This is a genomic window from Streptococcus sp. HMSC36C04 (assembly GCF_001839535.1).
Taxonomy (GTDB): Bacteria; Bacillota; Bacilli; order Lactobacillales; family Streptococcaceae; genus Streptococcus; species Streptococcus hominis.
Genome location: NZ_KV841567.1, coordinates 76,169 through 101,455, shown reverse-complemented (window position 1 = coordinate 101,455; position 25,287 = coordinate 76,169). Strand labels below are relative to the sequence as shown.

At 37.9% G+C, this 25,287-nt stretch carries 23 protein-coding genes and 3 tRNA genes; 24 read left to right on the top strand and 2 right to left on the bottom strand.

Annotated features, from left to right (window positions below):
* The first annotated feature begins 80 nt into the window (after positions 1-80).
* The 7 genes from HMPREF3249_RS01225 (at position 81) to HMPREF3249_RS01195 (ending at position 3,683) form a co-directional block, all read left to right on the top strand.
* Entirely contained in the window at positions 81-1,118 is a 1,038-nt protein-coding gene (locus HMPREF3249_RS01225; protein WP_080977788.1) for a branched-chain amino acid aminotransferase, read from the top strand.
* Between the two features lie 102 nt (positions 1,119-1,220).
* A complete protein-coding gene (locus tag HMPREF3249_RS01220) occupies positions 1,221-1,451 on the top strand; it encodes a DUF2969 domain-containing protein (protein WP_049533369.1) in 231 nt (76 codons plus the stop codon).
* Between the two features lie 52 nt (positions 1,452-1,503).
* A tRNA-Tyr gene (locus tag HMPREF3249_RS01215) sits at positions 1,504-1,584 on the top strand.
* 42 nt (positions 1,585-1,626) lie between these two features.
* Positions 1,627-1,698, top strand: a tRNA-Gln gene (locus HMPREF3249_RS01210).
* 161 nt (positions 1,699-1,859) lie between these two features.
* Positions 1,860-3,059, top strand: a complete 1,200-nt coding sequence (rpsA, locus tag HMPREF3249_RS01205) for a 30S ribosomal protein S1 (RefSeq protein WP_059220749.1) — start codon at positions 1,860-1,862, stop codon at positions 3,057-3,059.
* Positions 3,060-3,141: 82 nt separating this feature from the next.
* Positions 3,142-3,213: transfer RNA gene (locus tag HMPREF3249_RS01200), tRNA-Arg, on the top strand.
* Positions 3,214-3,278: 65 nt separating this feature from the next.
* Entirely contained in the window at positions 3,279-3,683 is a 405-nt protein-coding gene (locus HMPREF3249_RS01195; protein ID WP_022525130.1) for an NUDIX hydrolase, read from the top strand.
* Positions 3,684-3,813: 130 nt separating this feature from the next.
* On the opposite strand, the gene HMPREF3249_RS01190 is transcribed toward HMPREF3249_RS01195, so the two are convergent.
* Positions 3,814-4,797 (bottom strand): L-lactate dehydrogenase, encoded by a 984-nt coding sequence (locus tag HMPREF3249_RS01190; RefSeq protein ID WP_003024429.1) that lies wholly within the window; start codon positions 4,795-4,797, stop codon positions 3,814-3,816.
* A 199-nt stretch (positions 4,798-4,996) separates the two neighbouring features.
* On the opposite strand from HMPREF3249_RS01190, the gene gyrA reads away from it, so the two are divergent.
* Together gyrA and HMPREF3249_RS01180 are read left to right on the top strand one after the other, a co-directional pair.
* Entirely contained in the window at positions 4,997-7,444 is a 2,448-nt protein-coding gene (gyrA, locus tag HMPREF3249_RS01185; protein ID WP_049534072.1) for a DNA gyrase subunit A, read from the top strand.
* A gap of 20 nt (positions 7,445-7,464) precedes the next feature.
* Positions 7,465-8,208: a class A sortase gene (locus tag HMPREF3249_RS01180; protein ID WP_049534067.1), complete on the top strand. Its 744-nt coding sequence runs from the start codon at positions 7,465-7,467 to the stop codon at positions 8,206-8,208.
* Between the two features lie 203 nt (positions 8,209-8,411).
* Here the strand turns inward: HMPREF3249_RS01180 and HMPREF3249_RS01175 are convergent, their stop codons facing one another.
* Positions 8,412-9,728 (bottom strand): FAD-containing oxidoreductase, encoded by a 1,317-nt coding sequence (locus tag HMPREF3249_RS01175; RefSeq protein ID WP_059220747.1) that lies wholly within the window; start codon positions 9,726-9,728, stop codon positions 8,412-8,414.
* A gap of 360 nt (positions 9,729-10,088) precedes the next feature.
* Between HMPREF3249_RS01175 and HMPREF3249_RS01170 the strand changes: the two genes are divergently transcribed.
* The 15 genes from HMPREF3249_RS01170 (at position 10,089) to topA (ending at position 25,277) form a co-directional block, all read left to right on the top strand.
* The gene (locus HMPREF3249_RS01170) at positions 10,089-11,297 is read left to right on the top strand and encodes an acyl-CoA dehydrogenase FadE (RefSeq protein WP_049534065.1); all 1,209 of its coding nucleotides are present in this window, start codon (positions 10,089-10,091) and stop codon (positions 11,295-11,297) included.
* A 96-nt stretch (positions 11,298-11,393) separates the two neighbouring features.
* Positions 11,394-12,242 (top strand): 3-hydroxybutyryl-CoA dehydrogenase, encoded by an 849-nt coding sequence (locus tag HMPREF3249_RS01165; protein WP_049534063.1) that lies wholly within the window; start codon positions 11,394-11,396, stop codon positions 12,240-12,242.
* A gap of 15 nt (positions 12,243-12,257) precedes the next feature.
* Positions 12,258-13,436, top strand: coding sequence for an acetyl-CoA C-acetyltransferase (locus HMPREF3249_RS01160; protein WP_049534061.1), 1,179 nt, complete (start codon positions 12,258-12,260; stop codon positions 13,434-13,436).
* Positions 13,437-13,737: 301 nt separating this feature from the next.
* Positions 13,738-14,517, top strand: a complete 780-nt coding sequence (locus HMPREF3249_RS01155; protein ID WP_003042664.1) for an enoyl-CoA hydratase/isomerase family protein — start codon at positions 13,738-13,740, stop codon at positions 14,515-14,517.
* Positions 14,518-14,534: 17 nt separating this feature from the next.
* Positions 14,535-15,257 carry a CoA transferase subunit A gene (locus tag HMPREF3249_RS01150; RefSeq protein WP_049534059.1) on the top strand — a complete coding sequence of 241 codons (723 nt, stop codon included), beginning with the start codon at positions 14,535-14,537 and terminating at the stop codon, positions 15,255-15,257.
* Between the two features lies 1 nt (position 15,258).
* A complete protein-coding gene (locus HMPREF3249_RS01145; protein WP_003042525.1) occupies positions 15,259-15,912 on the top strand; it encodes a 3-oxoacid CoA-transferase subunit B in 654 nt (217 codons plus the stop codon).
* A 188-nt stretch (positions 15,913-16,100) separates the two neighbouring features.
* A complete protein-coding gene (locus tag HMPREF3249_RS01140) occupies positions 16,101-17,015 on the top strand; it encodes a LysR family transcriptional regulator (protein ID WP_003043021.1) in 915 nt (304 codons plus the stop codon).
* A gap of 15 nt (positions 17,016-17,030) precedes the next feature.
* A complete protein-coding gene (locus tag HMPREF3249_RS01135) occupies positions 17,031-18,143 on the top strand; it encodes an acyl-CoA dehydrogenase family protein (RefSeq protein WP_049534057.1) in 1,113 nt (370 codons plus the stop codon).
* Positions 18,144-18,146: 3 nt separating this feature from the next.
* Positions 18,147-19,064, top strand: a complete 918-nt coding sequence (locus HMPREF3249_RS01130) for an MBL fold metallo-hydrolase (RefSeq protein WP_003029674.1) — start codon at positions 18,147-18,149, stop codon at positions 19,062-19,064.
* 117 nt (positions 19,065-19,181) lie between these two features.
* Positions 19,182-20,033, top strand: a complete 852-nt coding sequence (ylqF, locus tag HMPREF3249_RS01125; protein WP_049534055.1) for a ribosome biogenesis GTPase YlqF — start codon at positions 19,182-19,184, stop codon at positions 20,031-20,033.
* On the top strand, positions 20,020-20,802 hold the full coding sequence (locus HMPREF3249_RS01120; RefSeq protein ID WP_049534054.1) for a ribonuclease HII: 783 nt from the start codon (positions 20,020-20,022) through the stop codon (positions 20,800-20,802). The genes ylqF and HMPREF3249_RS01120 overlap by 14 nt, the downstream gene beginning before the upstream one ends.
* Positions 20,799-21,626 carry a PRD domain-containing protein gene (locus tag HMPREF3249_RS01115; protein WP_003029677.1) on the top strand — a complete coding sequence of 276 codons (828 nt, stop codon included), beginning with the start codon at positions 20,799-20,801 and terminating at the stop codon, positions 21,624-21,626. The genes HMPREF3249_RS01120 and HMPREF3249_RS01115 overlap by 4 nt, the downstream gene beginning before the upstream one ends.
* Positions 21,616-22,173 carry a sugar O-acetyltransferase gene (locus HMPREF3249_RS01110; protein WP_049534053.1) on the top strand — a complete coding sequence of 186 codons (558 nt, stop codon included), beginning with the start codon at positions 21,616-21,618 and terminating at the stop codon, positions 22,171-22,173. The genes HMPREF3249_RS01115 and HMPREF3249_RS01110 overlap by 11 nt, the downstream gene beginning before the upstream one ends.
* Before the next feature lie 82 nt (positions 22,174-22,255).
* Entirely contained in the window at positions 22,256-23,098 is an 843-nt protein-coding gene (dprA, locus tag HMPREF3249_RS01105; protein ID WP_003042009.1) for a DNA-processing protein DprA, read from the top strand.
* Between the two features lie 85 nt (positions 23,099-23,183).
* Positions 23,184-25,277, top strand: coding sequence for a type I DNA topoisomerase (gene topA / locus HMPREF3249_RS01100; protein WP_003029680.1), 2,094 nt, complete (start codon positions 23,184-23,186; stop codon positions 25,275-25,277).
* Positions 25,278-25,287: the final 10 nt, after the last annotated feature.

Sequence of the window (25,287 nt, the reverse complement as noted above, 5' to 3'; positions counted from 1 at the left end):
AACTGAAATTAAAAAATTTTCAGAATTTTGCAAAAAACTATTGAAAATATCTAAAAATAGTGTAAAATAAAAATCATAAAATTAAAAAGGAGAATGTTATGTCAGTAAATCTTGATTGGGAAAATCTTGGTTTTTCCTATATGAAATTGCCTTATCGTTATCTTGCTTATTATAAAAATGGTCAGTGGGAAAAAGGAGGATTGACTGAAGATGCAACTCTGCACATGTCTGAATCATCTCCTTGCCTTCATTACGGTCAACAAGCCTTTGAGGGAATGAAAGCTTATCGCACGAAAGACGGCGGCGTACAGCTATTTCGTCCAGATCAAAATGCAAAACGTCTGCAACGCACCTCAGACCGTCTCTTGATGCCACAAGTTCCGACTGATATGTTTGTTGATGCTGTGAAGCAAGTGGTTCGTGCCAATGAAGAATACGTTCCACCGTATGGAACAGGAGGAACCCTTTATATTCGTCCGCTATTGTTAGGTGTTGGTGACATCATCGGTGTTAAACCAGCAGATGAATACATTTTCACCGTGTTTGCTATGCCGGTTGGAAATTACTTTAAAGGGGGCTTGACTCCGACAAACTTTATCGTTTCTGACAAGTATGACCGTGCTGCTCCTTATGGAACAGGTGCTGCTAAAGTCGGCGGTAACTACGCAGCAAGCTTGCTTCCAGGGCAAATGGCTCACGAAAAGAAATTTTCTGATGTCATTTATCTAGACCCTGCCACTCATACGAAGATTGAAGAAGTGGGGTCTGCAAACTTCTTTGGAATTACCAAAGACAACGAATTTGTAACACCATATAGCCCATCTATCCTGCCTTCTATCACAAAATATTCTCTTCTATATTTAGCAGAACATCGTTTGGGCTTGAAAGCTATCGAAGGAGATGTACCAATTGATGATTTGGATCGTTTTGCTGAAGCAGGGGCTTGCGGTACAGCAGCGGTCATCTCTCCAATTGGTGGTATTCAGCACGGTGACGATTTCCATGTCTTTTACAGTGAAACAGAAGTTGGACCTGTCACTCGAAAACTTTATGATGAATTAACCGGTATTCAATTTGGTGATGTTGAAGCACCAGAAGGCTGGATTGTCAAAGTTTAGAAATTTTTGAAGCTATCTCACCGTTGGGGTAGCTTTAGTTTCGCATATTGCTTGCTAGTTTTTCTATTTTTTTGTAAAATAGAGACTTGAAAGAGGTATATGATGAGTAAAAAAGACAAAAAGATTGAAATCCAATTAGCAGATAGCCAAGTAAAAGTAGGGTCTGAACAATACGAAGGTTATGCTTTATCTATTGGTAAAAAAGTCATTGGTCAAATTGCTGAGTTAGACGGGCAATTTGCTATCATAAAAAATGAAAATGTTGATAGTTTTTATAAAAAACTTGAAAATGCCGTGGAAAAATTGATTGAAACCTATAATTTGGGGAAATAAATGCTTGTGTTTTCTTTTCATCAATGGTATAATAAATACTGTTGATTATACAGGAGAGGTAGCGAAGAGGCTAAACGCGGCGGACTGTAAATCCGCTCCTTCGGGTTCGGGGGTTCGAATCCCTCCCTCTCCATGAGCGCACTCAGCGTTTAAAGGATTTTGTCCGCGTTCTTTTTGGGGTATAGCCAAGCGGTAAGGCAAGGGACTTTGACTCCCTCATGCGTTGGTTCGAATCCAGCTACCCCAGTTCTTAGGTAATATATCAGATAAATGGTAAAATATCTTAGGGTATTTTATTTCTTTATAGGGTGGGAAACGTTAAAGATAGTTCATGTCATTGCGGTGCTTAGGAAAAATATTATAAGTATGTCAAGCAAGAAATGCTTGATTGTTGGAGGATTTTTTTAGATGAATGAATTTGAAGATTTGCTAAATAGTGTTAGCCAAGTTGAGCCAGGCGATGTCGTTACTGCTGAAGTATTGACTGTTGATGCGAACCAAGCTAATGTTGCAATCGCTGGAACTGGTGTAGAAGGTGTGTTAACCCTTCGTGAATTGACAAACGATCGTGAAGCTGACATTAACGACCTTGTAAAACCAGGTGAAACACTTGAATTGCTTGTTCTTCGTCAAGTAGTTGGTAAAGATACTGATACAGTTACTTACCTTGTATCTAAAAAACGTTTAGAAGCTCGCAAGGCATGGGACAAGTTGGTTGGACGTGAAGAAGAAGTTGTTACTGTAAAAGGTACTCGTGCAGTTAAAGGTGGTCTTTCAGTAGAATTTGAAGGACTTCGTGGATTTATTCCTGCTTCAATGCTAGATACTCGTTTCGTTCGTAATACTGAACGTTTTGTAGGTCAAGAATTTGAAGCAAAAATTAAAGAAGTGGATTCAAAAGAAAATCGTTTCATTCTTTCACGCCGTGAAGTAGTAGAAGAAAAAGCTGCAGCAGCACGTGCTGAAGTGTTTGGTAAATTGGCTGTTGGTGACATCGTGACTGGTAAAGTTGCACGTATCACAAGCTTTGGTGCCTTTATTGACCTTGGTGGTGTTGACGGACTTGTTCACTTAACTGAATTGTCACACGAACGCAACGTTTCACCAAAATCTGTTGTATCAGTTGGCGATGAAATTGAAGTAAAAGTTCTTGATTTGAACGAAGAAGAAGGACGCGTATCACTTTCTCTTAAAGCTACAACACCTGGACCATGGGACGGTGTTGAACAAAAATTAGCTGCTGGTGATGTGATTGAAGGCACAGTTAAACGTTTGACAGATTTCGGTGCTTTTGTTGAAGTATTGCCAGGTATTGACGGACTTGTCCATATTTCACAAATTTCACATAAACGTGTTGAAAATCCGAAAGATGTGCTTAAAGTTGGTCAAGAAGTAACTGTGAAAGTTCTTGATGTAAATGCTGATGCAGAACGTGTATCACTTTCTATCAAAGCTCTTGAAGAACGTCCAGTACAAGAAGATGATCAAAAAGAAAAACGTCAATCACGTCCTCGTCGTCAAAAACGTCAAGAAAAACGTGACTTTGAGCTTCCAGAAACTCAAACTGGATTTTCAATGGCTGACTTGTTTGGTGATATTGAATTATAATCAAATAAAAGGATTGGAATTTATCATTTCAGTCCTTTTTTACTTGTTATTTTTATAAAATTTTTATATAATAAAATAGTTGCCACCCTTAGTGTAATGGATATCACGTAAGATTCCGGTTCTTGAGATGGGAGTTCGATTCTCTCAGGGTGGATTGTGTTTATTACTTGAAAGTCTTGTTTTATGCAAGATTTTTTATTTTTACAAAGGAGATTGCGAATGCCTATAAAATTGATTGCTCATGTTCTAATTGAAAAAGATGGAAAATATTTGCTTATTAAACGAAGTAAAATAAAACGTGGTTCTCCAAACATGTATCCAGAATATTGGGATATTCCAGGAGGTAGTGTGGAAGAAGACGAATTGCCGCGAGAAGGTGCTGTACGAGAAGCGATGGAAGAAGTCAACCAAAAAGTACAATTAAGTTCGATTCTTCATGAGGATAGCTGTTATGATGATACAAAGGGCATCGTTTTTACGCGTCTAGTGTATAAGGCAAAATTGCTGGAATATAGAGAGATTAAACTTGATTTGGAAGAGCATACAGCATTTCGCTGGATTCGGGTGCTGTCAGATATGAAAGGTGAGAAGACTGTTCCTTATTTAAAAGATATATTGAAATAAATTGATAAGGTGAGATTATATAAAATAATGGATACGATAAAGTCATGATGCCGTGCAAATCAACTTTATCGTATCCATTTTAGATATGAAAAAACTCCTTGATAAAACAAGGAGTAAGAAAGGAAATTCTTTAGTTTTTAGCTGCTGAAGCAAATTCTTCTTTGGAGAAGGCATCATTGATGATGTCTTTTAATTGTTTAGCAGAAGCTTGCATTTTTTGTTTTTCAGCATCATTCAACGGGATATTTACTGGACGTACGATACCATGTGCGCCGACAATAGCTGGTTGTCCAATGTAGCAGTCTGTAACGCCAGGATATTGGCCTTCTTGGAATACTGAAAGTGGAAGAACTGAATTTTCGTCATCAAGGATAGCTTTTGTGATACGAGCTAAGGCAACTGCGATACCATAGAAAGTCGCACCTTTTTTATTGATGATTGAGTATGCAGCATCACGGACACCTTCAAACAGGTCAACTAATTCAGCAGCATTGAAGTTTTCTACGTCTTGAAGATAATTTTCAAGGTTGACACCTGCAACGTTGGCATGTGACCAAACAGCGAATTCTGAATCACCATGTTCTCCCATGATGTAAGCATGGACAGAACGAGCATCTACATCTAATTTTTCAGCAAGTGCTTGACGGAAACGTGCTGAGTCAAGAGAAGTACCTGAACCAATGACACGTTCTTTAGGGAATCCAGAGAATTTCCAAGTTGAGTAAGTCAAAATGTCAACAGGGTTAGCAGCTACGAGGAAGATACCGTTGAATCCTGAAGCAACAATTTTAGTAACAACATCTTTGTTGATACGAAGGTTTTTTTCAACCAATTGAAGACGAGTTTCACCTGGTTTTTGTGGTGCACCAGCAGTCAAAACGACAAGATCTGCATCGTGTGCATCAGCATATTCTGCTGAATAAATTTTCTTAGGTGAAGTGAAAGCCAAGGCATGGCTGAGGTCTTCAGCATCCCCTTCTGTTTTTTCTTTGAAAATATCAACAATACCAAGTTCTTGGGCGATTCCTTGGTTGACAAGAGCAAATGCGTAAGAAGAACCTACAGCACCGTCACCAACAAGGATGACTTTTTTATGTTGTTTAGTAAGAGTCATTTTGCTAAACATCTCCTTTATTTTATTGGGGAACGTTTTCCCTTTACACATCTATTCTATCACTTTTGTAACATTTTGTCACGAATATAATACATATCATCTTATGTAAACGTTTTTACAACAAAGGGTGTTTACTGAAAAAAATCCCAATTTATGTTATAATGATATGGTCATATAAATTGAAGAGAGGCATTTTTTAATGCAGGATAATAATTTAGTAAATGTGAATTTAACGAGCGAAATGAAGACGAGTTTCATCGATTATGCCATGAGTGTCATTGTTGCTCGTGCTCTTCCGGATGTTCGAGACGGTTTAAAGCCTGTTCACCGAAGAATATTGTATGGGATGAATGAGCTGGGGGTGACTCCTGACAAACCACATAAGAAATCTGCTCGTATCACGGGTGATGTTATGGGTAAATATCACCCACATGGAGATTCTTCTATCTATGAAGCAATGGTGCGGATGGCGCAATGGTGGTCTTACCGTCACATGTTAGTAGATGGTCACGGAAACTTTGGTTCTATGGACGGAGACGGTCCTGCGGCACAACGGTATACAGAAGCTCGGATGAGCAAAATATCGCTTGAAATGTTACGTGATATTAACAAAAATACAGTTGATTTTGCAGATAACTATGATAGCAGTGAGCGTGAGCCATTAGTTTTACCGTCACGTTTTCCTAATTTGCTGGTCAATGGGGCGACAGGTATTGCTGTGGGAATGGCAACAAACATTCCTCCTCACAATCTTGGTGAGACCATTGATGCTGTAAAATTAGTCATGGATAATCCAGATGTGACCACACGTGACCTTATGGAAGTGTTGCCTGGTCCAGACTTCCCGACAGGCGCTTTGGTTATGGGGAAATCGGGCATTCATCGCGCTTATGAAACTGGGAAGGGTTCCATTGTTTTACGTGCTCGGACAGAAATCGAAGAAACTAAATCTGGTCGTGAACGAATTGTCGTCACTGAATTTCCGTATATGGTCAATAAAACCAAAATTCATGAGCATATTGTGCGACTGGTTCAAGAAAAACGTATTGACGGAATTACAGCGGTTCGTGACGAATCTAACCGTGAAGGGGTTCGTTTTATCATTGATGTGAAGCGGGATGCAAGTGCGCATGTTATTTTGAACAATTTATTTAAATTAACGCAAATGCAGACGAATTTTAGTTTCAATATGCTGGCGATCCAAAATGGAGTGCCAAAGATTCTGTCTTTACGCGAGATTTTGCTTGCTTATATTGAACACCAAAAAGAAGTGGTGACACGTCGGACGGTTTTTGATAAGGAAAAGGCGGAAGCTCGTGCACATATTTTAGCTGGTTTGCTGATTGCACTTGATCACATTGATGAAGTGATTCGCATCATCCGAAACAGTGAGACAGATGCAGAAGCGCAAGCAGAGTTGATGGCACGCTATGAATTATCCGAACGTCAAAGTCAGGCGATTCTGGATATGCGTCTTCGCCGTTTAACGGGATTGGAACGTGATAAGATTCAATCTGAATATGACGACTTGATGAAATTGATAGCAGATTTAGCAGATATTTTAGCTAAACCAGAACGAGTTGTTGCGATTATCAAGGAAGAATTAGAAGAGATTAAACGTAAGTTTTCTGACGAACGTCGTACAGAACTAATGGTTGGTGAAGTACTGTCTTTGGAAGATGAAGATCTCATCGAAGAAGCAGATGTTTTGATTACACTTTCCAATAAAGGCTATATCAAACGGTTGAACCAAGATGAATTCACTGCGCAAAGACGTGGTGGTCGTGGTATTCAAGGAACAGGTGTAAAGGATGACGATTTTGTCCGTGAATTAGTTTCTACCAGCACACATGATCGCTTACTCTTCTTTACCAATAAAGGTCGCGTTTATCGCTTGAAAGGTTATGAAATTCCTGAATACGGCCGTACAGCGAAAGGTTTGCCAATTGTTAATTTGTTGAAATTAGACGAAGGTGAAACAATTCAGACGATTATCAATGTTCAAGCCGAGCATGATGATCATTCCTACCTTTTCTTCACAACGCGCTATGGTGTTGTGAAGCGGACAAGCGTAACAGAGTTTGCTAATATTCGTCAAAATGGTCTGAAAGCTTTGAATTTAAAAGATGAGGATGAACTCATCAACGTCTTTTTGACAAATGGTCACGCAGATATCATTATCGGAACCAAAATGGGATATGCTGTACGATTTAACGAAAATCAAGTTCGAAATATGGGACGAGCTGCGACTGGTGTGCGTGGAGTGAATTTGCGTGCGGATGACCATGTTGTAGGAGCAAGTGTCATTTCGAATGATCAAGAAGTGTTAGTTATCACTGAAAAAGGATATGGCAAGCGTACTTTAGCTAGTGAATACGCTACGAAAGGTCGTGGCGGAAAAGGAATGAAAACAGCTAATATTACTGAGAAAAATGGTCCATTAGCGGGGCTTATGGCTGTGAATGGTGATGAAGATTTGATGATTATCACAAATACAGGGGTTATTATTCGGACAAATGTTGCTAATATTTCTCAAACAGGACGTGCAACTTTGGGTGTTAAAGTAATGCGACTAGATAAGGGAGCGCAGATTGTTACTTTTACAAGCGTTGCAGCAGAGAATGAAAAAGAAGTGGATGAAGAATAAACTAAATAAAAGGAAATGTTATGTCATCAACAAGAAAAAAACATAATAAAAGAAAAAATATTCTGATTAATATTATTGCGACATTGTTAATCATTGTTGCACTTGCACTTATTTTCAACTCTTCTATTCGGAATATGATCATGGTTTGGCATACCAATCGATATCAAGTGAGCAATGTTTCAAAAGATAAAATCACTCAAAATAAAAAAGCCAAAACTAGCTTTAATTTCGATAAAGTTAAATCGCTGTCTACCGAAGATGTGATTAATGCGCAATGGAAAGCACAGCAATTACCAGTTATTGGTGGAATTGCTATTCCTGAACTTTCGATGAATTTGCCAATTTTTAAAGGCTTGGGCAATGTGGGTCTTTATTATGGCGCAGGTACGATGAAAGAAACACAGCAAATGGGGAAAGGGAATTATGCATTGGCTAGTCACCATGTATTTGGGATTACAGGTGCAAGCAATATGCTCTTTTCTCCTTTAGATCGTGCTAAAGCCGGAATGAAAATTTATCTGACAGATAAGGAAAAAATTTATACTTATTCCATTACTTCAGTTGAGAATGTGGCACCTGATAGAGTAGATGTGATTAATGACCGCGAAGGTGTCAATGAAGTGACTTTGGTGACTTGTGAAGATGCTGCGGCTACGTCACGAACGATTGTTAAAGGAACGCTAGAAGGAGAAACTTCTTATAAAGACGCGCCAAAAGAAATTTTAAATGCATTTAGTAAAACATATAATCAAATGCAACTATAATAAAAACGAGGTTGGGACGATAATATCTCAGCCTCGTTTTTATGATGGAAATAAATAGTCACGCGATACTTGAGCAAGCTTTGCAAGAGTGAGAGAACGGGCTAAAAATTTTTAGTTCTCAGCCCTATCCCACTTTTGCTTTTTTGTCGAATGAAATCAAAGTAGTTTATGACAACATGTTTGTCGAAGTACAGAAGTCGTGACTAAATCGCAAATAAATCATTAAGATTTTCAGCCAAAGTTGGATGAGTAAAGATTTGTTTTGTGAAATAAGTATAAGGAATCTTATTATCCATAGCTACAGTTAGAATGTTAATGATTTCTTGAGCACCTTTCGAGAAGATAGTAGCCCCTAAAATTTCCTTAGTTTCTGTATTAACAACAACTTTAAACGCTCCCCTAAGATCTGCATTAACATGTCCACGTGGCATGGCTTCAACTGGAATTTCTTTGGTAGCATAGGGCAGGCCTTGTTCTTTAGCTTGGGTTTCTGTCAAACCAATTTGTGCAAGTGGGGGAGTGATAAACATGGTAGTCGGTACATATTTGCGATTTTCAAGTGTGTAGGAGCCATCACCGGCTAAGTAATGGAAAACGACACGAAAATCATCTAGCGAAACATAAGTAAATTGTAGTCCACCGTTGACATCACCAACAGCAAAGACACCAGGAACAGTTGTTTGGCAATGCTTATCCACTTGGATAGCACCGCGGTCTGTAACTTGGATGTCTGTATTTTCAAGTTTTAATGGTTCGATATTTGGTTTACGACCGGTAGCATAAAGCAAAGCGTCAAAGCGAAATATTTCGTTTTTAGCAATGACAAGCACCTCTTCACCGTCATTTTTCACTTCTTGAGTGTAAATATTTTGAAGAATTTCAATGCCATCTTCCGTCATATATTGTTTAGCCAAAGTGGCAATTGAAGGCTCTACACGTGGCAAAAAAGTATCAGCAGCATCAAGGACAGTAACCTTGCTTCCTAGCTTATTGAAAAGTCCTGCAAATTCAAGACCGATATTTCCACCACCAAGGATGCCAAGACGTTTAGGTAATGTAGAAAGATTTTGAATGCCTGTTGAATCATAAACATTTTTTGTTGTAGTAAGTCCTGGAATTGGTAAAACATTTGAGATAGCGCCCGTATTGATGACGATATTTTCGGCTGTTAGCTCTTGCTTTTCGTCGCCTGCTACAATTTCAATTATTTTGTTAGACAGAAAATGAGCTTCTGCATCAATAATATCTACTCCAGCACTACTAATGGCTGCGTAATTTTTCCCATTAAGTCTGCTAGTAACCTCATTTTTCTCAGCCATTACTTCTTCAAATGATAGTCCTTTTTCTGCGGCGACTAATAAAGTTTTGGTTGGAATACAAGCGATATTGATACAAGCTCCACCGTACATGGCTTTGCTACGTTCAATTAAGGCAACATTTTTTCCTTGTGTTGCCATTTTTGCTGCCAATGTTTTACCAGCTTTACCAAAACCAATAACAATTAAATCGTATGTTAACATGATTTTTCCTCCGTTTTTATAAGCATTGTAACATATTCATTTTGCAAATGCTCGCATTTTGCTCTGGAGGATTGGTAAAGGATTGGGGAAAAGAATTTCTTTGAAATTAGAGAAATATTTTTAGAAATTCAATTATTTTTACAAATAAATTTTTAACTTTTGGAAAAATTTTATTTGTAAAATCTTGCCTTTATCCTTTGAAAGGTCAGTAAAATCAATATGTATAATAGAAACTTATGGGACGATTAATTTTTCTTAAGTAGACACAAGATCATATCTGATATAAAATGTAAGCGTCAACAAATACTGAGCCTTGAAATGAAAGCGCTCTTATAACATTATTATAAAGGAGTCCATATTATGGCAACCAAAGAAGAAATTTTACGTGAATTATATCCTGAAGATCTCTTTCACTATGCAGACGATTTAACACTGGGAGAAGCAGAAGTTTTGCAAGAAACTCGTCGTTTGATTGAAAAACATCTTCGTCCTGTGATCAATGAACATTGGGAAAAACCTGATTTTCCATTTGAACAATTTTACGCAGTTGCCAAAGGCGCTCAAATTATGAACAATCCTAAATTGTTCGAAGGACGTGAAGGCAGTTATAAACCGTCAGAACTTTATATTGCATTCCTTTATTTGGAATTGGCTCGTTTTGATACATCAATGGCTACATTCTATACTGTGCATGGTGGACTTTGCTATAACACAATTTTACTCGGTGGAGACGAACGCCAACAAAAAGAATTTCTTCCTAAATTAGCAGCGTTTGATTGGCAGGGATGTTTTGCTTTGACAGAACCACTTTCTGGTTCAGACATCGCAGGTGGGCTTGCAACAACTGCTGAACGTGTAGGAGACAAGTGGATTATTAACGGTGAAAAACGTTGGATTGGTGGTTCAGATACAGCTGATGTTATTCCAGTATTTGCTCGTGACGTTGCAGATGGCAAAATTAAATGCTTTATCGTTCGCAAAGGAGCTCCTGGTTACGATGTAGAAGTTATTCAACATAAAATTGCACTTCGTTGTGTTCGAAATGGTCATATCACAATGACAAATGTTGAAGTTCCAGACTCAGACCGTTTGGTAAACATCAATGGTTTTGAAGATGTAGCTCGCATTCTTACATTTACTCGTGCTGATGTGGCTCATATTGCTATGGGAATAACTTGTGGTTCATTTGTTGCAGCATTAAAATATACTACAAACCGTCAACAATTTAAACGTCCAGTTGCTAAATTCCAAATCATTCAAGAAAAATTGGCTAGAATGCAAGCGAATGCTGTGGCAGTTATTGCTTACTCAGTTCGTCTTGCTGAAATGCAAGAAGCTGGCAATGAATTAATGTTAAATTCTGCCCTTGCTAAAATGCATAATTCACTCGTTATGCGAGAAACTGTTGCCCTTGCTCGTGAAGTAGGCGGAGGGGATGGAATCACTCTTGAAACAGATGTTGCCCGTTTCTTTGCAGACGCTGAGGCTGTTTATACTTATGAAGGTTCTCATGAAGTCAACGCTTTGATTGTTGGTCGTGAAATTACTGGCTTAGGTGCATTTGTATAATGACAAAGCAGGAACGGTTGAAGAGTATTCATCATTCAATCGTTCCTATTCTTTCATTTTAAACTTTATAATGTTAATATTAGATAGGAGAGAAAATTGAATATTTCAAAAGTGATGATCATTGGGTCAGGTCAGATGGGAAGTGGTATTGCACAAGTCTTTGCCCAATCAGGCTTTACAGTGTATTTGAATGATATTAAAGACGAATTCGTTGAAAGAGGAATCGGGAATATTACCAAGCAATTGACACGTTCTGTAGAGAAAGGTCGTCTGTCAGAAACTGATAAAAATAGTATTTTGAGTAAGTTGATTCCCTCAACCTCATACGAAGATGCAAAAAATGTTCAGTTAGTTATTGAAGCTGCTACTGAAAACCGAGACATTAAGTTGAGTATTTTTAAACAATTAGATGAATTAACAACACCAGAAACAATTTTAGCGTCCAATACATCATCTTTGTCAATTACTGACATTGCAGCAGCAATAGTGCATCAAGAACGAGTTATTGGTATGCATTTCTTTAATCCTGCTCCTGTTATGAAATTGGTCGAAGTGATCAAAGCACTTCAAACATCAGAAGAAGTAGTCAAAACTGTTCGTGAATTGACTGACAAAATCGGTAAAACAGCAGTTGATGTTAGAGATTCTTATGGTTTTGTTGTAAATCGAGTGTTGATTCCGATGATTAATGAAGCAATTTTCATTCTCGGAGAAGGAGTAGCATCAGCTGAAGAAATTGATGAAGCGATGAAGCTAGGAGCTAATCATCCAATTGGTCCTTTGGCTTTAGCAGATTTAATTGGTTTGGATGTTTGCTTGGCTATTATGGGCGTATTGAATAATGGGTTTGGTGATCCAAAATATCGTCCTGCTCCATTGTTGAAAAAAATGGTTGAAGCTAATAAACTTGGTCGTAAGACCAAGGAAGGTTTCTTTAAATACTAAGGTAAGGAGCAAGAAATGAAAGAAGCAGTTATTGTATCAGCAGTTCGTACACCATTAGGTTCTTTTGGTGGAAGTTTGAAAAATATTTCAGCTGTTGATTTGGGAAGCTTGGTTATCAAAAGCGCGCTGGAACGAGCAAATTTGAAGGCTGAACAAGTTGATGAAGTGATTATGGGAAATGTTTTAGGGGCAGGACTTGGTCAGAATGTGGCACGTCAAATGAGTGTCAATGCAGGTATCCCTATATCTTCTCCAGCATTCACAGTCAATAAAGTATGTGGTTCAGGGCTTAAAACTGTTCAGTTGGCCGCACAAGCTATCCTTTGTGGAGATGCTGATATCATCGTAGCGGGTGGTGCAGAAAATATGAGCCAAGCACCATACGTGCTGCAAAATCAACGTTGGGGCTCTCGTATGGGAGACTCTAAAGTTGTTGATACTATGTTGCGCGACGGTCTGACTGACGCTTTTGGTGATTTCCATATGGGAATTACTGCTGAAAATGTAGCAGAGCAGTATGATATTTCTCGTGAAGTTCAAGATGCTTTTGCTGTGCAATCTCAACAACGTGCTGTGGCAGCTATTGAAGCTGGACGTTTCAAAGAAGAAATTGTTCCAGTGGTTATTCCACAAAGAAAAGGTGAGCCAATTATTTTTGATACGGATGAATTTCCAAGAAAAGATGCCTCATTAGAAGGTTTGGCTAAATTGCGTCCTGTCTTTAAAGAAGGTGGAACTGTCACGGCTGGTAATGCTTCTGGTATCAATGACGGAGCAGCAGCAGTTGTTGTCATGAGTTCAGAAAAAGCAAAAGAATTAGGCATCCCCGTTTTAGCAACTATTAAATCATATGCTAGTGCGGGCTTAGATCCAAAAATCATGGGTTGCGGACCAATTTATGCCTCTCGTAAAGCACTTGAAAAAGGTGGTTTTACAGTTGAAGACCTTGATTTGATTGAATCCAATGAAGCATTTGCATCGCAAGCATGTGCTGTTGGTAAGGAGTTAAATCTTGATCCGGAAAAAGTAAACGTAAATGGTGGTGCCATTGCACTTGGTCATCCAATTGGAGCATCAGGCTGCCGTATTCTGGTTACTTTGTTGCATGAAATGGAAAAACGCGATGCTAAACGTGGTCTTGCAACTCTTTGTATCGGAGGAGGAATGGGCACAGCAGTCATTGTAGAACGTTAAAAATAATTACCTACTAAATTTAATTTACCATTTGATTTTTTTACTCTGTAAAATAAATTCTATCTAAGATGTTTATCTTAAATGATTCTTAGTAGAATTTGTTTTTTTATTTTGAAAATCAAAAAGTCTTAGTATTTTTTATAACTCTATAAGTTAAACTTATAGAGTTATAAATTAAGATTAAGTAGACGAGAATGGAAAAATGGGATATCATAGCATTGTAAGCTCTTACATTTTTGGTTCAAGTATTTGTTGACACTATATACTTTATAACTCAAATTTTATAAGTAGGAGCAGTAAAATGAGTAAAACTGTTTTATTAGAAGTTAAAAACAGAATCGGCTACATCACGATCAACCGTCCTGAAGCTTTAAATGCTTTGAGTTCTCAGGTTTTGGCTGATTTGAATGAAGTTCTTGATCAAGTTGAAAACAGTGAAGACATTCGTGTTGTCATTGTGACAGGATCAGGAGAAAAAGCATTTGTAGCTGGGGCTGATATTAAGGAAATGGACTTAATGTCACCGATTCAAGCTTTTGAATACATGACATTTGCAAACAATACCTTTACTCGCCTTTCAGATTTACGTCAGCCAACGATTGCGGTACTCAATGGCTATGCACTCGGAGGTGGAATGGAACTGGCACTTTCAACGGATATTCGTATTGGATATGAAAAAACAGTTGTAGGCTTTCCAGAAGTCGGCTTGGGCATTATCCCAGGATTCGCTGGTACTCAACGTATGTCTCGTTTAATTGGAACAAGCCGTACGAAAGAATTGATTTTCACTGCTCGTACGGTGAAAGGTCAAGAAGCCTATGAACTAGGCATTCTTAACAAGCTGGTTTCCGTCGAAGAACTATTAAGCTCAGCTGAAGAATTGGCTGCAGCCATGATAAAGAATGCACCGTTAGCTGTGGAAAAAGCTAAGCATGTCATTCAAGTTGGTTCGGAACTCCCACTAAAAAATGCTATCAGACTTGAAACGGAAGCTGAAGCATTGTTGTTCTCTACAGAGGACAAAGTAGAAGGGATGCGTGCTTTTGTAGAAAAACGCAAGGCGGTTTTTAATCGTAAGTAATAAGTGGAGATATTGGCATGCAAATTGTAACATTATCAGAAGCAATTTCTAACATTAAATCTGAAGATATTGTAGGTATCTCAGGTTTTCTTGGAGTGGGTGAGCCATTTGAACTCATTGAAGAATTGGTTCGACAAAATCAACAGAACTTAACAATAGTATCTGTTGTTACCTCACAACCGGGTAAAGAGATTGGCGTTGGTCGCTTGTGTGAAAATCACCAAGTTAAAAAATATATTGCAGCTCACGTGGGTACTTCCGCTGCCGCACAACATGAATATTTTAGCGGTGATATGGAAGTTGAATTCACACCAATGGGAACCGTGGTTGAACGACTTCATGCTGCGGGTGCTGGTTTGGGAGCTGTTTTGACTCCGACTGGCGTTGGGACTATTTTGGAAAAAGATTATGAAAAAGTAGCTCGCAACGGCAGAGAATATCTTGTTTATGACCCTTTGAAAATTGATGTTGCTTTGATTAAGGCTACCAAGTCAGATAAATATGGCAATTTATACATTGATGGGACAACTAAAAATATTTCATTGCAGCTGGCTCTTGCAGCTGATACAGTGATTGTTGAAGCCAATGAAATTGTTGAAGTTGGTGAAATTGATCCTAACGATGTATATATTCCCGGAATTCTTGTAGACTATGTTGTTGAAAGCTTGACTTCTAAAGAACATTATAAAATGATGGGCGACCTCTGGATAGAGACTAAAAAATTGGCAGGGGTAAATTAATATGAAATCAAAAGAAATTATTGCAAGACGTGTGGCCCTTGAATTTAAAGATGGAGATGTCATCAACCTTGGATTTGGTATCCCGAATGCCTCTGCTGACTATATTCCTGAAGGCGTAAATGTGATCCTTCAAGCAGAAAATGGTGCTCTTCGTTTTGGTGAGACACCAACAAAAGAAAATTATGATGCAAATCTGGCAAATTCTGGAGGAGCACCCATTACTCTTTTACCAGGAGCATCGTTGTTTGACCTACAAACTTCGTTTGCCATTATTCGTGGAGGTCACGTTGATGCTACGGTTTTAGGAGCGTTAGAAGTTAGTCAAGATGGCAGTATTGCGAATTGGATTATCCCAGACAAGTTTGCTCCAGGGATGGGAGGAGCTATGGACCTTCTGGTTGGTGCCAAAAGGGTTATCGCTGCTATCCAACATACTACTGTTGATGGAAAATCAAAATTGCTGAAAGAATGCACATTGCCATTGTCAGCTAAAGGAGTTTTGGATTTGGTCATCACAGAGCTAGCGGTATTTGGCTTTCAAGATGGGAAATTCCTTTTGAAAGAATTAGCTCCCGGTGTCTCTTTGGAAGAAGTTCTTGAAAAGACAGAGGGAGAAGTAATCGTGTCAGATGACTTAAAAACAATGTCTATCTAGTTAAATTATCAAGCAAATATAGCTACTGTTTGCCATAAAGTGTGTTACTATATGCTTATAACGAACTTTATCGATGATAAGTTTTTAATCAACCTATTAGCAACTGATCATCTATATTAAAAAGATCAGTTGCTATTTTATTCCTGACAAATTATATTACAAATATTGAAAGATAGGAGACGATGAACATGGATATTATTCAAATGACTTACTTTATCAATATCGTCGAATGCGGATGTAATCTTTCGATTGCTGCTAAAAAAATTCATATTAGTCAATCTGCTTTGAGTCAATTTGTCACAAATTTTGAAGTGACTGAAGGACTGCAGCTTTTTAATCGTAGAAATGGAAGATTAGAAAGTCTGACAGAAGCTGGTGGGAAAATTTATCGTTTTGCTACGGAAATTGTCAATCGCCATGAAGAAATGCAATCCATGATTCATATGGAAGCGCAAAAACAAAAAGGAACCATTAATTTAGGCATTCCTTCTCTGATTTTGCGTGTTTATTTTGCCAGTGCTCTTCCTAAATTTTTAAAGGATAATCCGCACATTAATATTCAAGTTGTGGAGGGAGGAAGCAAGGATTTACGTCAAAAATTTCTTGAAGGTGATTTAAATTTTGTTTTATTGATTGAGCCGACTAATTTAGATGCTAAAAAGTACGAGCAATATATTATACAAGCCGATGAATATGCAGCTTATATGGATAAAAATCATCCTTTAGCAGATAAAGAACTTCTTGAATGGAAAGACATCGCCGCTTATGATTTAGCAACATTTAATAAATCATTTACCACTTATGAATTAGTAGCTGAAAAATTAAAAAATAAGAAGATAGAGACAAATTTTACATATTTATCATCAGCATGGGATTTTTTAACAGAGTCTACGTATAAGAATGATATGATTGCTATTTTACCTCGTCCAGTAGAATATTTTGTGGATAAAAATAAGTTTAAAGCTGTTCGTTTTAAAGATCCGGTTCCATTTAATATCTGGTTCTGCAGACCATATAAAGCAAATTATAATGAAGTTGAAGCATACGTTTATGAAGAACTTTTGAAAGGTTACTATCAGCCTATTTCGAGCCTTGATACCTAATAAAGGAGCAAATTGATGTCAAAAATTAGCACTACAGCAGCTATGATTGATTCATATACGAATACAGCAATCAAAAACTATGTAAAATCACATGATGAATCAACTTATTTTCCAAAGGAAATGTGGGATGAATTGACGAACGAAATGGATATATTTTTGCCCATTTTATCTGAAGAGAATCACACCTTAAGTTCTGATTTCATCACATTTATCCGAAAAATTGCTAATGAATTTGCTGCTCTTTCAGCTATTTTATTAACACAAGGTTGCTATGGAATTTATTCTATTTTGAATTTTGGGACAGCAGAGCAAAAGGAATTATATCTTGAAAAGTTACTAAAAGGTCAGTACATAGGAGGATTAGGATTTTGCGAGTATAAACATCTAAAGGGGCTAGAAGATCTTGAAACGTATGCAACAAAGACTGAGCAGGGATGGTGTCTCTCAGGGAAAAAGGCGATGATTTCCAATAGCAGCGTTGCAGATATACTACTGGTTTTGGCAAAAGTAAAAGAACAAGGTAAGGTGGAGAAGTACGGACTCTTTATTGTTGATCCAAAAGATTCGGATGTGCTAATTGGTGAACAGATTGAAAAACCGGGCTTGATAGGTCTTCCTTTGAGTTCAGTCACGCTAAAAAATGTCTTGCTCCCGGAAAACGCCTTATTGGGAGACGAATTAGCTGGGGATGTCCAATTTGCTAACATCATTAAAAATATGCAACTTGGCTTAAGTGCTATTGCGTTAGGTGTTGCTGAGGGGGCTTTCAATAAAGGTATTGAATTTGCAAAAGTGAGGAGAGGATTTGGAAAGCGTTTGATTGATGTGGAAATTCATCAAAATAAATTTGCTGATTTATATAATAAATTATGCTCTGCAGAAGCTTATTTTGCATCTTATCCTAGTCAAATTGAAGAAGATGCAAAATTTGTTTCTCGAATAAAACTGTACACGACGAAAGTTGCCATTGAGATATCCGATGAAATCCTTCGACTAATTGGTCCTTTACAAAAATTCGACAAGGTTAATATCAAACGTTATTTAAAGGATGCAGAAACTATTGAAAACTATGGAAGATCTGGAAATTCTATCAGAAGAGAAATTGCCGAAAGGTGGCTAAAGGAGTAAGAAATGACAGAACTCACTCTACAAGAGTATCAATTTAGAGACATGAAATTAACTTGGTTACGTGGAGTTGATAAAATGACAGATGCAGGCACTTTATTTGGTCCTGTACCAAAAGTTGTTTGGTCACGCTATTATCCAACAACTGAAGAAAATATGATGGTTGAATTAACCGATCCAATATTGATTCAATACAAAAATAAAAATTATTTAATTGATGCAAGTTTTAATACTGCGAAACTATCTGATAAACAAAGACGAAATTTAGGGATTTTATCTGAAAGCAGAATTGAAGAGAGCTTGGAACTTTTAGGTTTGACTCCTGAAGATATTTCTTATGTGTTGATGACTCACATGCATCACGATCACTCTGGTGGATTGACAAAATTAAATGAAAATCATCAGTTGGTTTCAACTTTTCCCAATGCTAAGATTTTTGTAAATGATATTGAATGGTACGAGATGATGAACCCAAATAATCGGACTAAAGGGACTTATCTCAGAGAAAATTGGGAACCTATTCAACATCAAGTGGAGACATTTACGGAATATTTAAATGTCATACCGGAAATTCAAATGGTTCATACTGGTGGTCATAGCAATGGTCATAGTATCATTTTGTTGAAACAAGGAAATGAAACCATGATTCATATGGCGGACTTGCTTTTAACTCACGCGCATCGCAAGCCTGTATGGGTCGCTGCTGTAGATGATTACCCCATGCGTTCCATTATTGCAAAAGAAAAATGGCTCAAAGAAGCATTTGAAAATCATTATAAATTTTTCTTTTACCACGATCAATTTTTTGCTGTTGTAGAATTTGACCATGAAGGGAAAGAAATTGTTGACTATGTAAAACGGATTCGCGAACCAAGACTTCCATTTACCGATAAGCAAGATAGAAAACCTGTTTTATATCATTAAAATTTGAAAATTGCCTTTTATTTTTGAAAGGCTTTTTTATTGCTCTACTTATCAATGCGGATTAGCTAAAATTCTGGTATAATGAAGATGTTAAACTAGTGTAAGAAAGAGGTTTTCATGGCTACTATTCAATGGTTTCCGGGACACATGTCCAAGGCTCGGAGACAAGTACAAGAAAATATCAAATTTGTGGATTTTGTGACAATTTTAGTAGACGCGCGTTTACCATTGTCCAGTCAAAATCCCATGCTGACTAAAATCGTGGGAGAGAAGCCTAAGCTCCTCATTTTGAATAAAGCAGATTTGGCTGACCCGACTTTGACGAAGGAGTGGAGAAATTATTTTGAAAAGCAAGGCGTCAAGACTTTGCCAATCAATTCTAAGGAGCAATCAACTGTTAAAAAAGTCACGGAAGCAGCTCAGTCTTTGATGAAAGAGAAAATCGCTCGGCAAAAAGAGCGCGGAATCCAAATTGAAACATTGCGAACCATGATTATCGGGATTCCTAATGCGGGAAAATCCACACTGATGAATCGTTTAGCCGGAAAAAAAATTGCTGTGACTGGAAATAAACCAGGTGTTACCAAAGGGCAGCAGTGGCTCAAGTCGAATAAGGACTTGGAAATTTTAGATACTCCAGGGATTCTCTGGCCTAAGTTTGAAGATGAAAAAGTTGCTTTGAAACTCGCTTTAACAGGAGCGATTAAAGACGATTTGCTTCCAATGGATGAGGTTACTATTTTTGGAATCAATTATTTCAAAGAACATTATCCAAAGGAGCTTCAAGAACGGTTCAAGCAAATGAACTTGGAAGAAGAAGCACCTGAAATCATTATGGATATGACACAAAAATTAGGATTTCGAGATGACTATGACCGCTTTTATCGTCTTTTCATAAAAGATATTCGCGATGGCAAGTTAGGACGTTATACTTTGGATACTTTAGGTGAGATACATGGCGACAATTAAAGAGATTCAAGAAATCTTATCTGAAATAACAGACATAAAGAGTCCTGTTTTTGAGCAATTTCGAGATGATAGTCGGGCTGGTGTCCACAAGCTCATTATGAAGCGTAAAAAACAAATCCAAGCTGAATTGGACGAAGACTGTCGTTTGGAGCAAATGCTACGATACGAAAAGGAGCTTTATGCTACTGGTTGCCAATATATCGCTGGGATTGATGAGGTTGGTCGTGGTCCCTTAGCAGGTCCTGTTGTGGCAGCAGCAGTTATTTTACCTAAAAACTGTAAAATCAAAGGTCTCAACGATAGCAAGAAAATTCCCAAGAAAAAGCATGAAGAAATCTATCAAGAAGTGCTAAAACAAGCCGTTGCAGTTGGTATTGGTGTCAAGGATAATCAAGTGATTGATAAGGTGAATATCTATGGAGCGACGAAATTAGCCATGTTAGAAGCTGTGGGAAATCTTGAAATCTCTCCGCAACATCTCTTGATTGATGCCATGCAGTTAGATGTTCAAGTTTCGCAAACGTCTATCATCAAAGGAGATGCTAATTCACTGTCTATTGCGGCCGCTTCGATCGTAGCCAAGGTGACGAGAGATCGCATGATGACTGATTATGAGCTAACTTATCCAGGCTATGACTTTGCACACAATGTTGGTTATGGAACCCAGCATCATTTAGATGGATTGAAACGAAAAGGAATCACTCCTATTCATCGCAAAACTTTTGAACCAATTAAATCCATGCTTGAAGAAGTCGAGGACAAGGGATGATTATTTCTAAAGTTTTAAATAATAATGTGGTCATTTCTGAAGAAAATCACCAAGAAGTAGTGTTGATGGGATGCGGACTGGCTTTTGGATGTAAAGCAGGAGAGGATGTTCGGGATAATCTGATTGAGAAAAAGTATGTCTTGTCAGAAAACAAGCGTGAATTATTATTAGAATTACCTGCTGACATCATAGAAATGGCTGATAAAATTATCACTTACGCACATGCAAAAATAAATAAAAAATTGCAAGATGGTGCCTTTTTAGCGATGGCTGATCACCTGTATGGTGTGGTTTTACGTGTCCAAGATCATTTCTTTATGAAAAATTTCCTCATGTGGGATATTAAGCGATTTTTCCCTGACGAATTTGAAGTTGGCAAGTATGCCAATCAATTGTTGGGTGACTATTTAGGACAAGATTTACCTTTGGATGAAGCAGGCTTTATGGCTTTGACCATTGTCAATGCTGAATTAGATAATGGCAATGTAGCCGCTCAAGATTTGACACAGCTAATGGAAGAAATCATGACAATCGTCAAATACAGCTTAGAGATCTCATTAGATGACGAGGATATTTATGTTCAGCGCTTTATTACGCATCTGAAATTTTTTTGCGAACGTGTTTTAACGGACACCGGACATCAGGAGTTAGACGACAATGACATGTTTGATTTACTGAAAATCAAGTATCCGTCGGCTTATGAAACGACAACAAAGATTACCCAATATCTTAAGCAAACGCGCAATTATCAGACGTCTGATGACGAACAAATGTATCTAACCATTCACTTATCAAGAATGAAAAGGAAAGTCAATGAAAACTGAATATGAAAAAATGATTGCGGGAGAATTATACAATCCGCAAGATTCCGAATTACGAAAATTGGTAACACGTTCTCGTCAATTTCAATACGTATTTAATGCAGAACAGGACGGTAAAAAAAGAAGTAAACTCGTAAAAGAATGGTTCGGTTCAACTGGTGAGAACATTTCGATGAAACCAAACTTTGTCTGCGATTATGGTATCAACATTCACTTAGGAGAAAATTTTTATTCTAATTGGAACATGACCATGCTTGATGTTTGTCCGATTACTATTGGAAAAAATGCATTGTTTGGGCCAAATTGTCAACTTCTGACCCCTCTCCACCCTTTAGATGCACAAGAACGCATATCAGGTATAGAATACGGTGCACCAATTACCATTGGCGATAATTTCTGGGCAGGTGGCGGCGTAACGATTTTGCCTGGAGTAACATTGGGAGACAATGTCGTCGTTGGAGCAGGCTCGGTTGTTACCAAATCTTATGGTGATAATGTTGTTTTAGCAGGAAACCCAGCTCGGATTATTAAAGAATTAGATAAAATGTAAAAAACGAGAATTTCTCGTTTTTTCATTTCTTTTACGAATAGTATCTTTGAAAGATATTAATGAAAGTAAAAGGAATGATAAAATGGATAATTTTGATATTTATAAATTAAAAAAAGCCGGCTTGACCAACCAACAGGTCATCAATGTTCTTTCGTATGCTGAAATACAAGACAAAGAATTATCGGTAAAAGATATGGCAGTTGTTTCGGAATGCCGCAATCCTGCTCTTTTCATTGAAAAATATCTGCAGCTAGATGATGATTTATTATGTCAAGAATTTGAAAAATTTCCGTCTTTTTCTATCTTGGATGATGTGTATCCTTGGGATTTGAGCGAAATTTACAATCCACCCGTTCTACTTTTCTATAAAGGAAACTTGGATTTGTTAAAATTACCGAAAGTAGCTGTTGTGGGAAGCCGCAATAGTAGCCGAACAGGCAGTCAATCTGTTCAAAAAATTGTTAAAGAGCTAAACAATGAGCTAGTTATCGTAAGCGGCTTAGCGCGCGGAATTGATACATCAGCTCACATGGCAGCGTTGCAAAATGGCGGTCGAACGATTGCCGTTATTGGAACCGGTTTAGATGTTTTTTATCCAAGAGCAAATAAAAAACTTCAATCTTATTTGGGAGAACATCACCTTGTGCTTAGTGAATATGGTCCCGAATCAGAGCCATTGAAATTTCATTTTCCAGAGCGGAATCGCATTATTGCAGGTTTGTGTAGAGGCGTTATTGTAGCTGAAGCCAAAATGCGCTCAGGAAGTCTAATTACTTGTGAGCGCGCAATGGAAGAAGGACGAGATGTGTTTGCTATTCCAGGGTCAATTTTAGACGGCAGAAGTGATGGCTGTCATCATTTGATTCAAGAGGGTGCAAAGTGCGTCACAACAGGCGCTGACGTACTTTCTGAATTCCAATTTTAAAACAAGTTCTCCTATAAGAGAATGTTACTAGTTGACATCTTAAAAAAAATAGTTTAAACTCTATGAGGTTTATTACTTTTAGAAGGTGTTTACATTGGTAACAAAAACAAAGAAAAAAACAGCAATGAAAAAAAATCTGGTGATTGTAGAGTCGCCAGCTAAAGCAAAAACAATCGAAAAATATTTAGGGCGGAACTACAAGGTTTTAGCCAGCGTTGGACATATTCGCGATTTGAAAAAGTCTACCATGTCCATCGATTTTGAAAACAACTATGAGCCAGAATATATCAATATTCGCGGAAAAGGGCCTCTTATCAATGATTTGAAAAAAGAAGCTAAAAAAGCGAAACAAGTCTATCTTGCAAGTGACCCGGACCGTGAAGGAGAAGCCATTTCTTGGCATTTGGCACATATTCTAAATTTGGACGAGACAGATAAAAACCGTGTTGTTTTCAACGAAATCACGAAAGATGCAGTTAAAAATGCTTTTAAAGAACCGCGCCAGATTGACATGGATTTGGTAGATGCTCAACAAGCGCGTCGTGTCCTTGACCGTATTGTGGGGTACTCTATCTCTCCAATTCTCTGGAAAAAAGTCAAAAAGGGATTGTCAGCTGGACGTGTGCAATCTGTTGCCTTGAAGCTCATCATTGACCGTGAAAATGAAATCAATGCTTTTAAGCCAGAAGAGTATTGGACGATTGACGGAACTTTCAAAAAAGGACCTCGTCAATTTCAAGCAAGCTTTTACGGCATGAATGGCAAGAAAATGAAGCTTGCTACCAACGATGATGTAAAAAACGTTCTTTCTCATATCGAAGGTGATGAATTTACTGTCGAAAGCGTTGAGAAAAAGGAACGCAAGCGCAATGCTCCGCTACCTTATACCACATCATCTATGCAGCAGGACGCTGCCAATAAAATTAATTTCCGAACTCGTAAGACGATGATGGTTGCTCAGCAGCTCTACGAAGGAATTAATATCGGATCTGGTGTGCAAGGTTTGATTACCTATATGCGTACAGACTCCACTCGTATTAGTCCGGTAGCTCAAAACGAAGCTGCAACCTTCATTACAGATCGTTTTGGTGAGAAATATTCTAAACACGGCAGTAGAGTCCGAAATGCTTCTGGTGCACAAGACGCCCATGAAGCGATTCGTCCGTCAAGTGTGTTTAACACACCTGAAAATATCGCGAAATATCTAGATAAAGATCAATTAAAGCTATACACGCTGATTTGGAATCGTTTTGTAGCTAGTCAAATGACTGCAGCAGTATTTGACACTATGAGTGTGAAATTGGAGCAAAACGGTGTTCAATTTGCTGCAAATGGTAGTCAAGTTAAATTTGACGGTTATCTAGCTATTTACAACGATTCTGATAAGAATAAAATGTTGCCTGATATGGAAAAGGGTGACATAGTGAAACGGGTCAATACCAATCCTGAACAGCATTTCACACAACCACCTGCTCGTTATTCTGAAGCGACCTTGATTAAGACATTGGAAGAAAATGGTGTCGGTCGTCCGTCAACTTATGCACCAACAATTGAAACTATTCAAAAACGCTACTATGTCAAATTAGTTTCTAAGCGCTTTGAGCCAACTGAACTGGGAGAAATCGTGAACTCTCTGATTGTTGAATTTTTCCCAGATATTGTCAATGTGAAATTTACCGCTGATATGGAAGCTAAGCTAGATGATGTCGAAGTAGGAAAAGAGCAATGGCAAAAGGTCATTGATGAATTTTATAAGCCGTTTGAAAAAGAAGTCGCAAAAGCAGAAACTGAAATGGAAAAAATTCAAATCAAAGATGAACCTGCTGGATTTGACTGTGAAGTCTGTGGAAGTCCTATGGTTATCAAATTGGGCCGCTATGGTAAATTCTATGCATGTAGCAATTTTCCTGACTGTCGTCATACTCAAGCGATTGTCAAAGAAATCGGTGTAGAGTGTCCTAAGTGTCACAAAGGGCAAATCATTGAGCGTAAAACCAAACGCAATCGCCTTTTCTATGGCTGCAATCGCTACCCAGATTGTGACTTTACTTCTTGGGATAAACCAGTCGGTCGCTCTTGTCCGAAATGTGGTCAGTATCTTGTAGAAAAGAAGGTTCGCGGTGGTGGCAAACAAGTTGTCTGCAGTAATGGTGACTATGAAGAAGAAAAAGTAAAATGAATTAAAGATG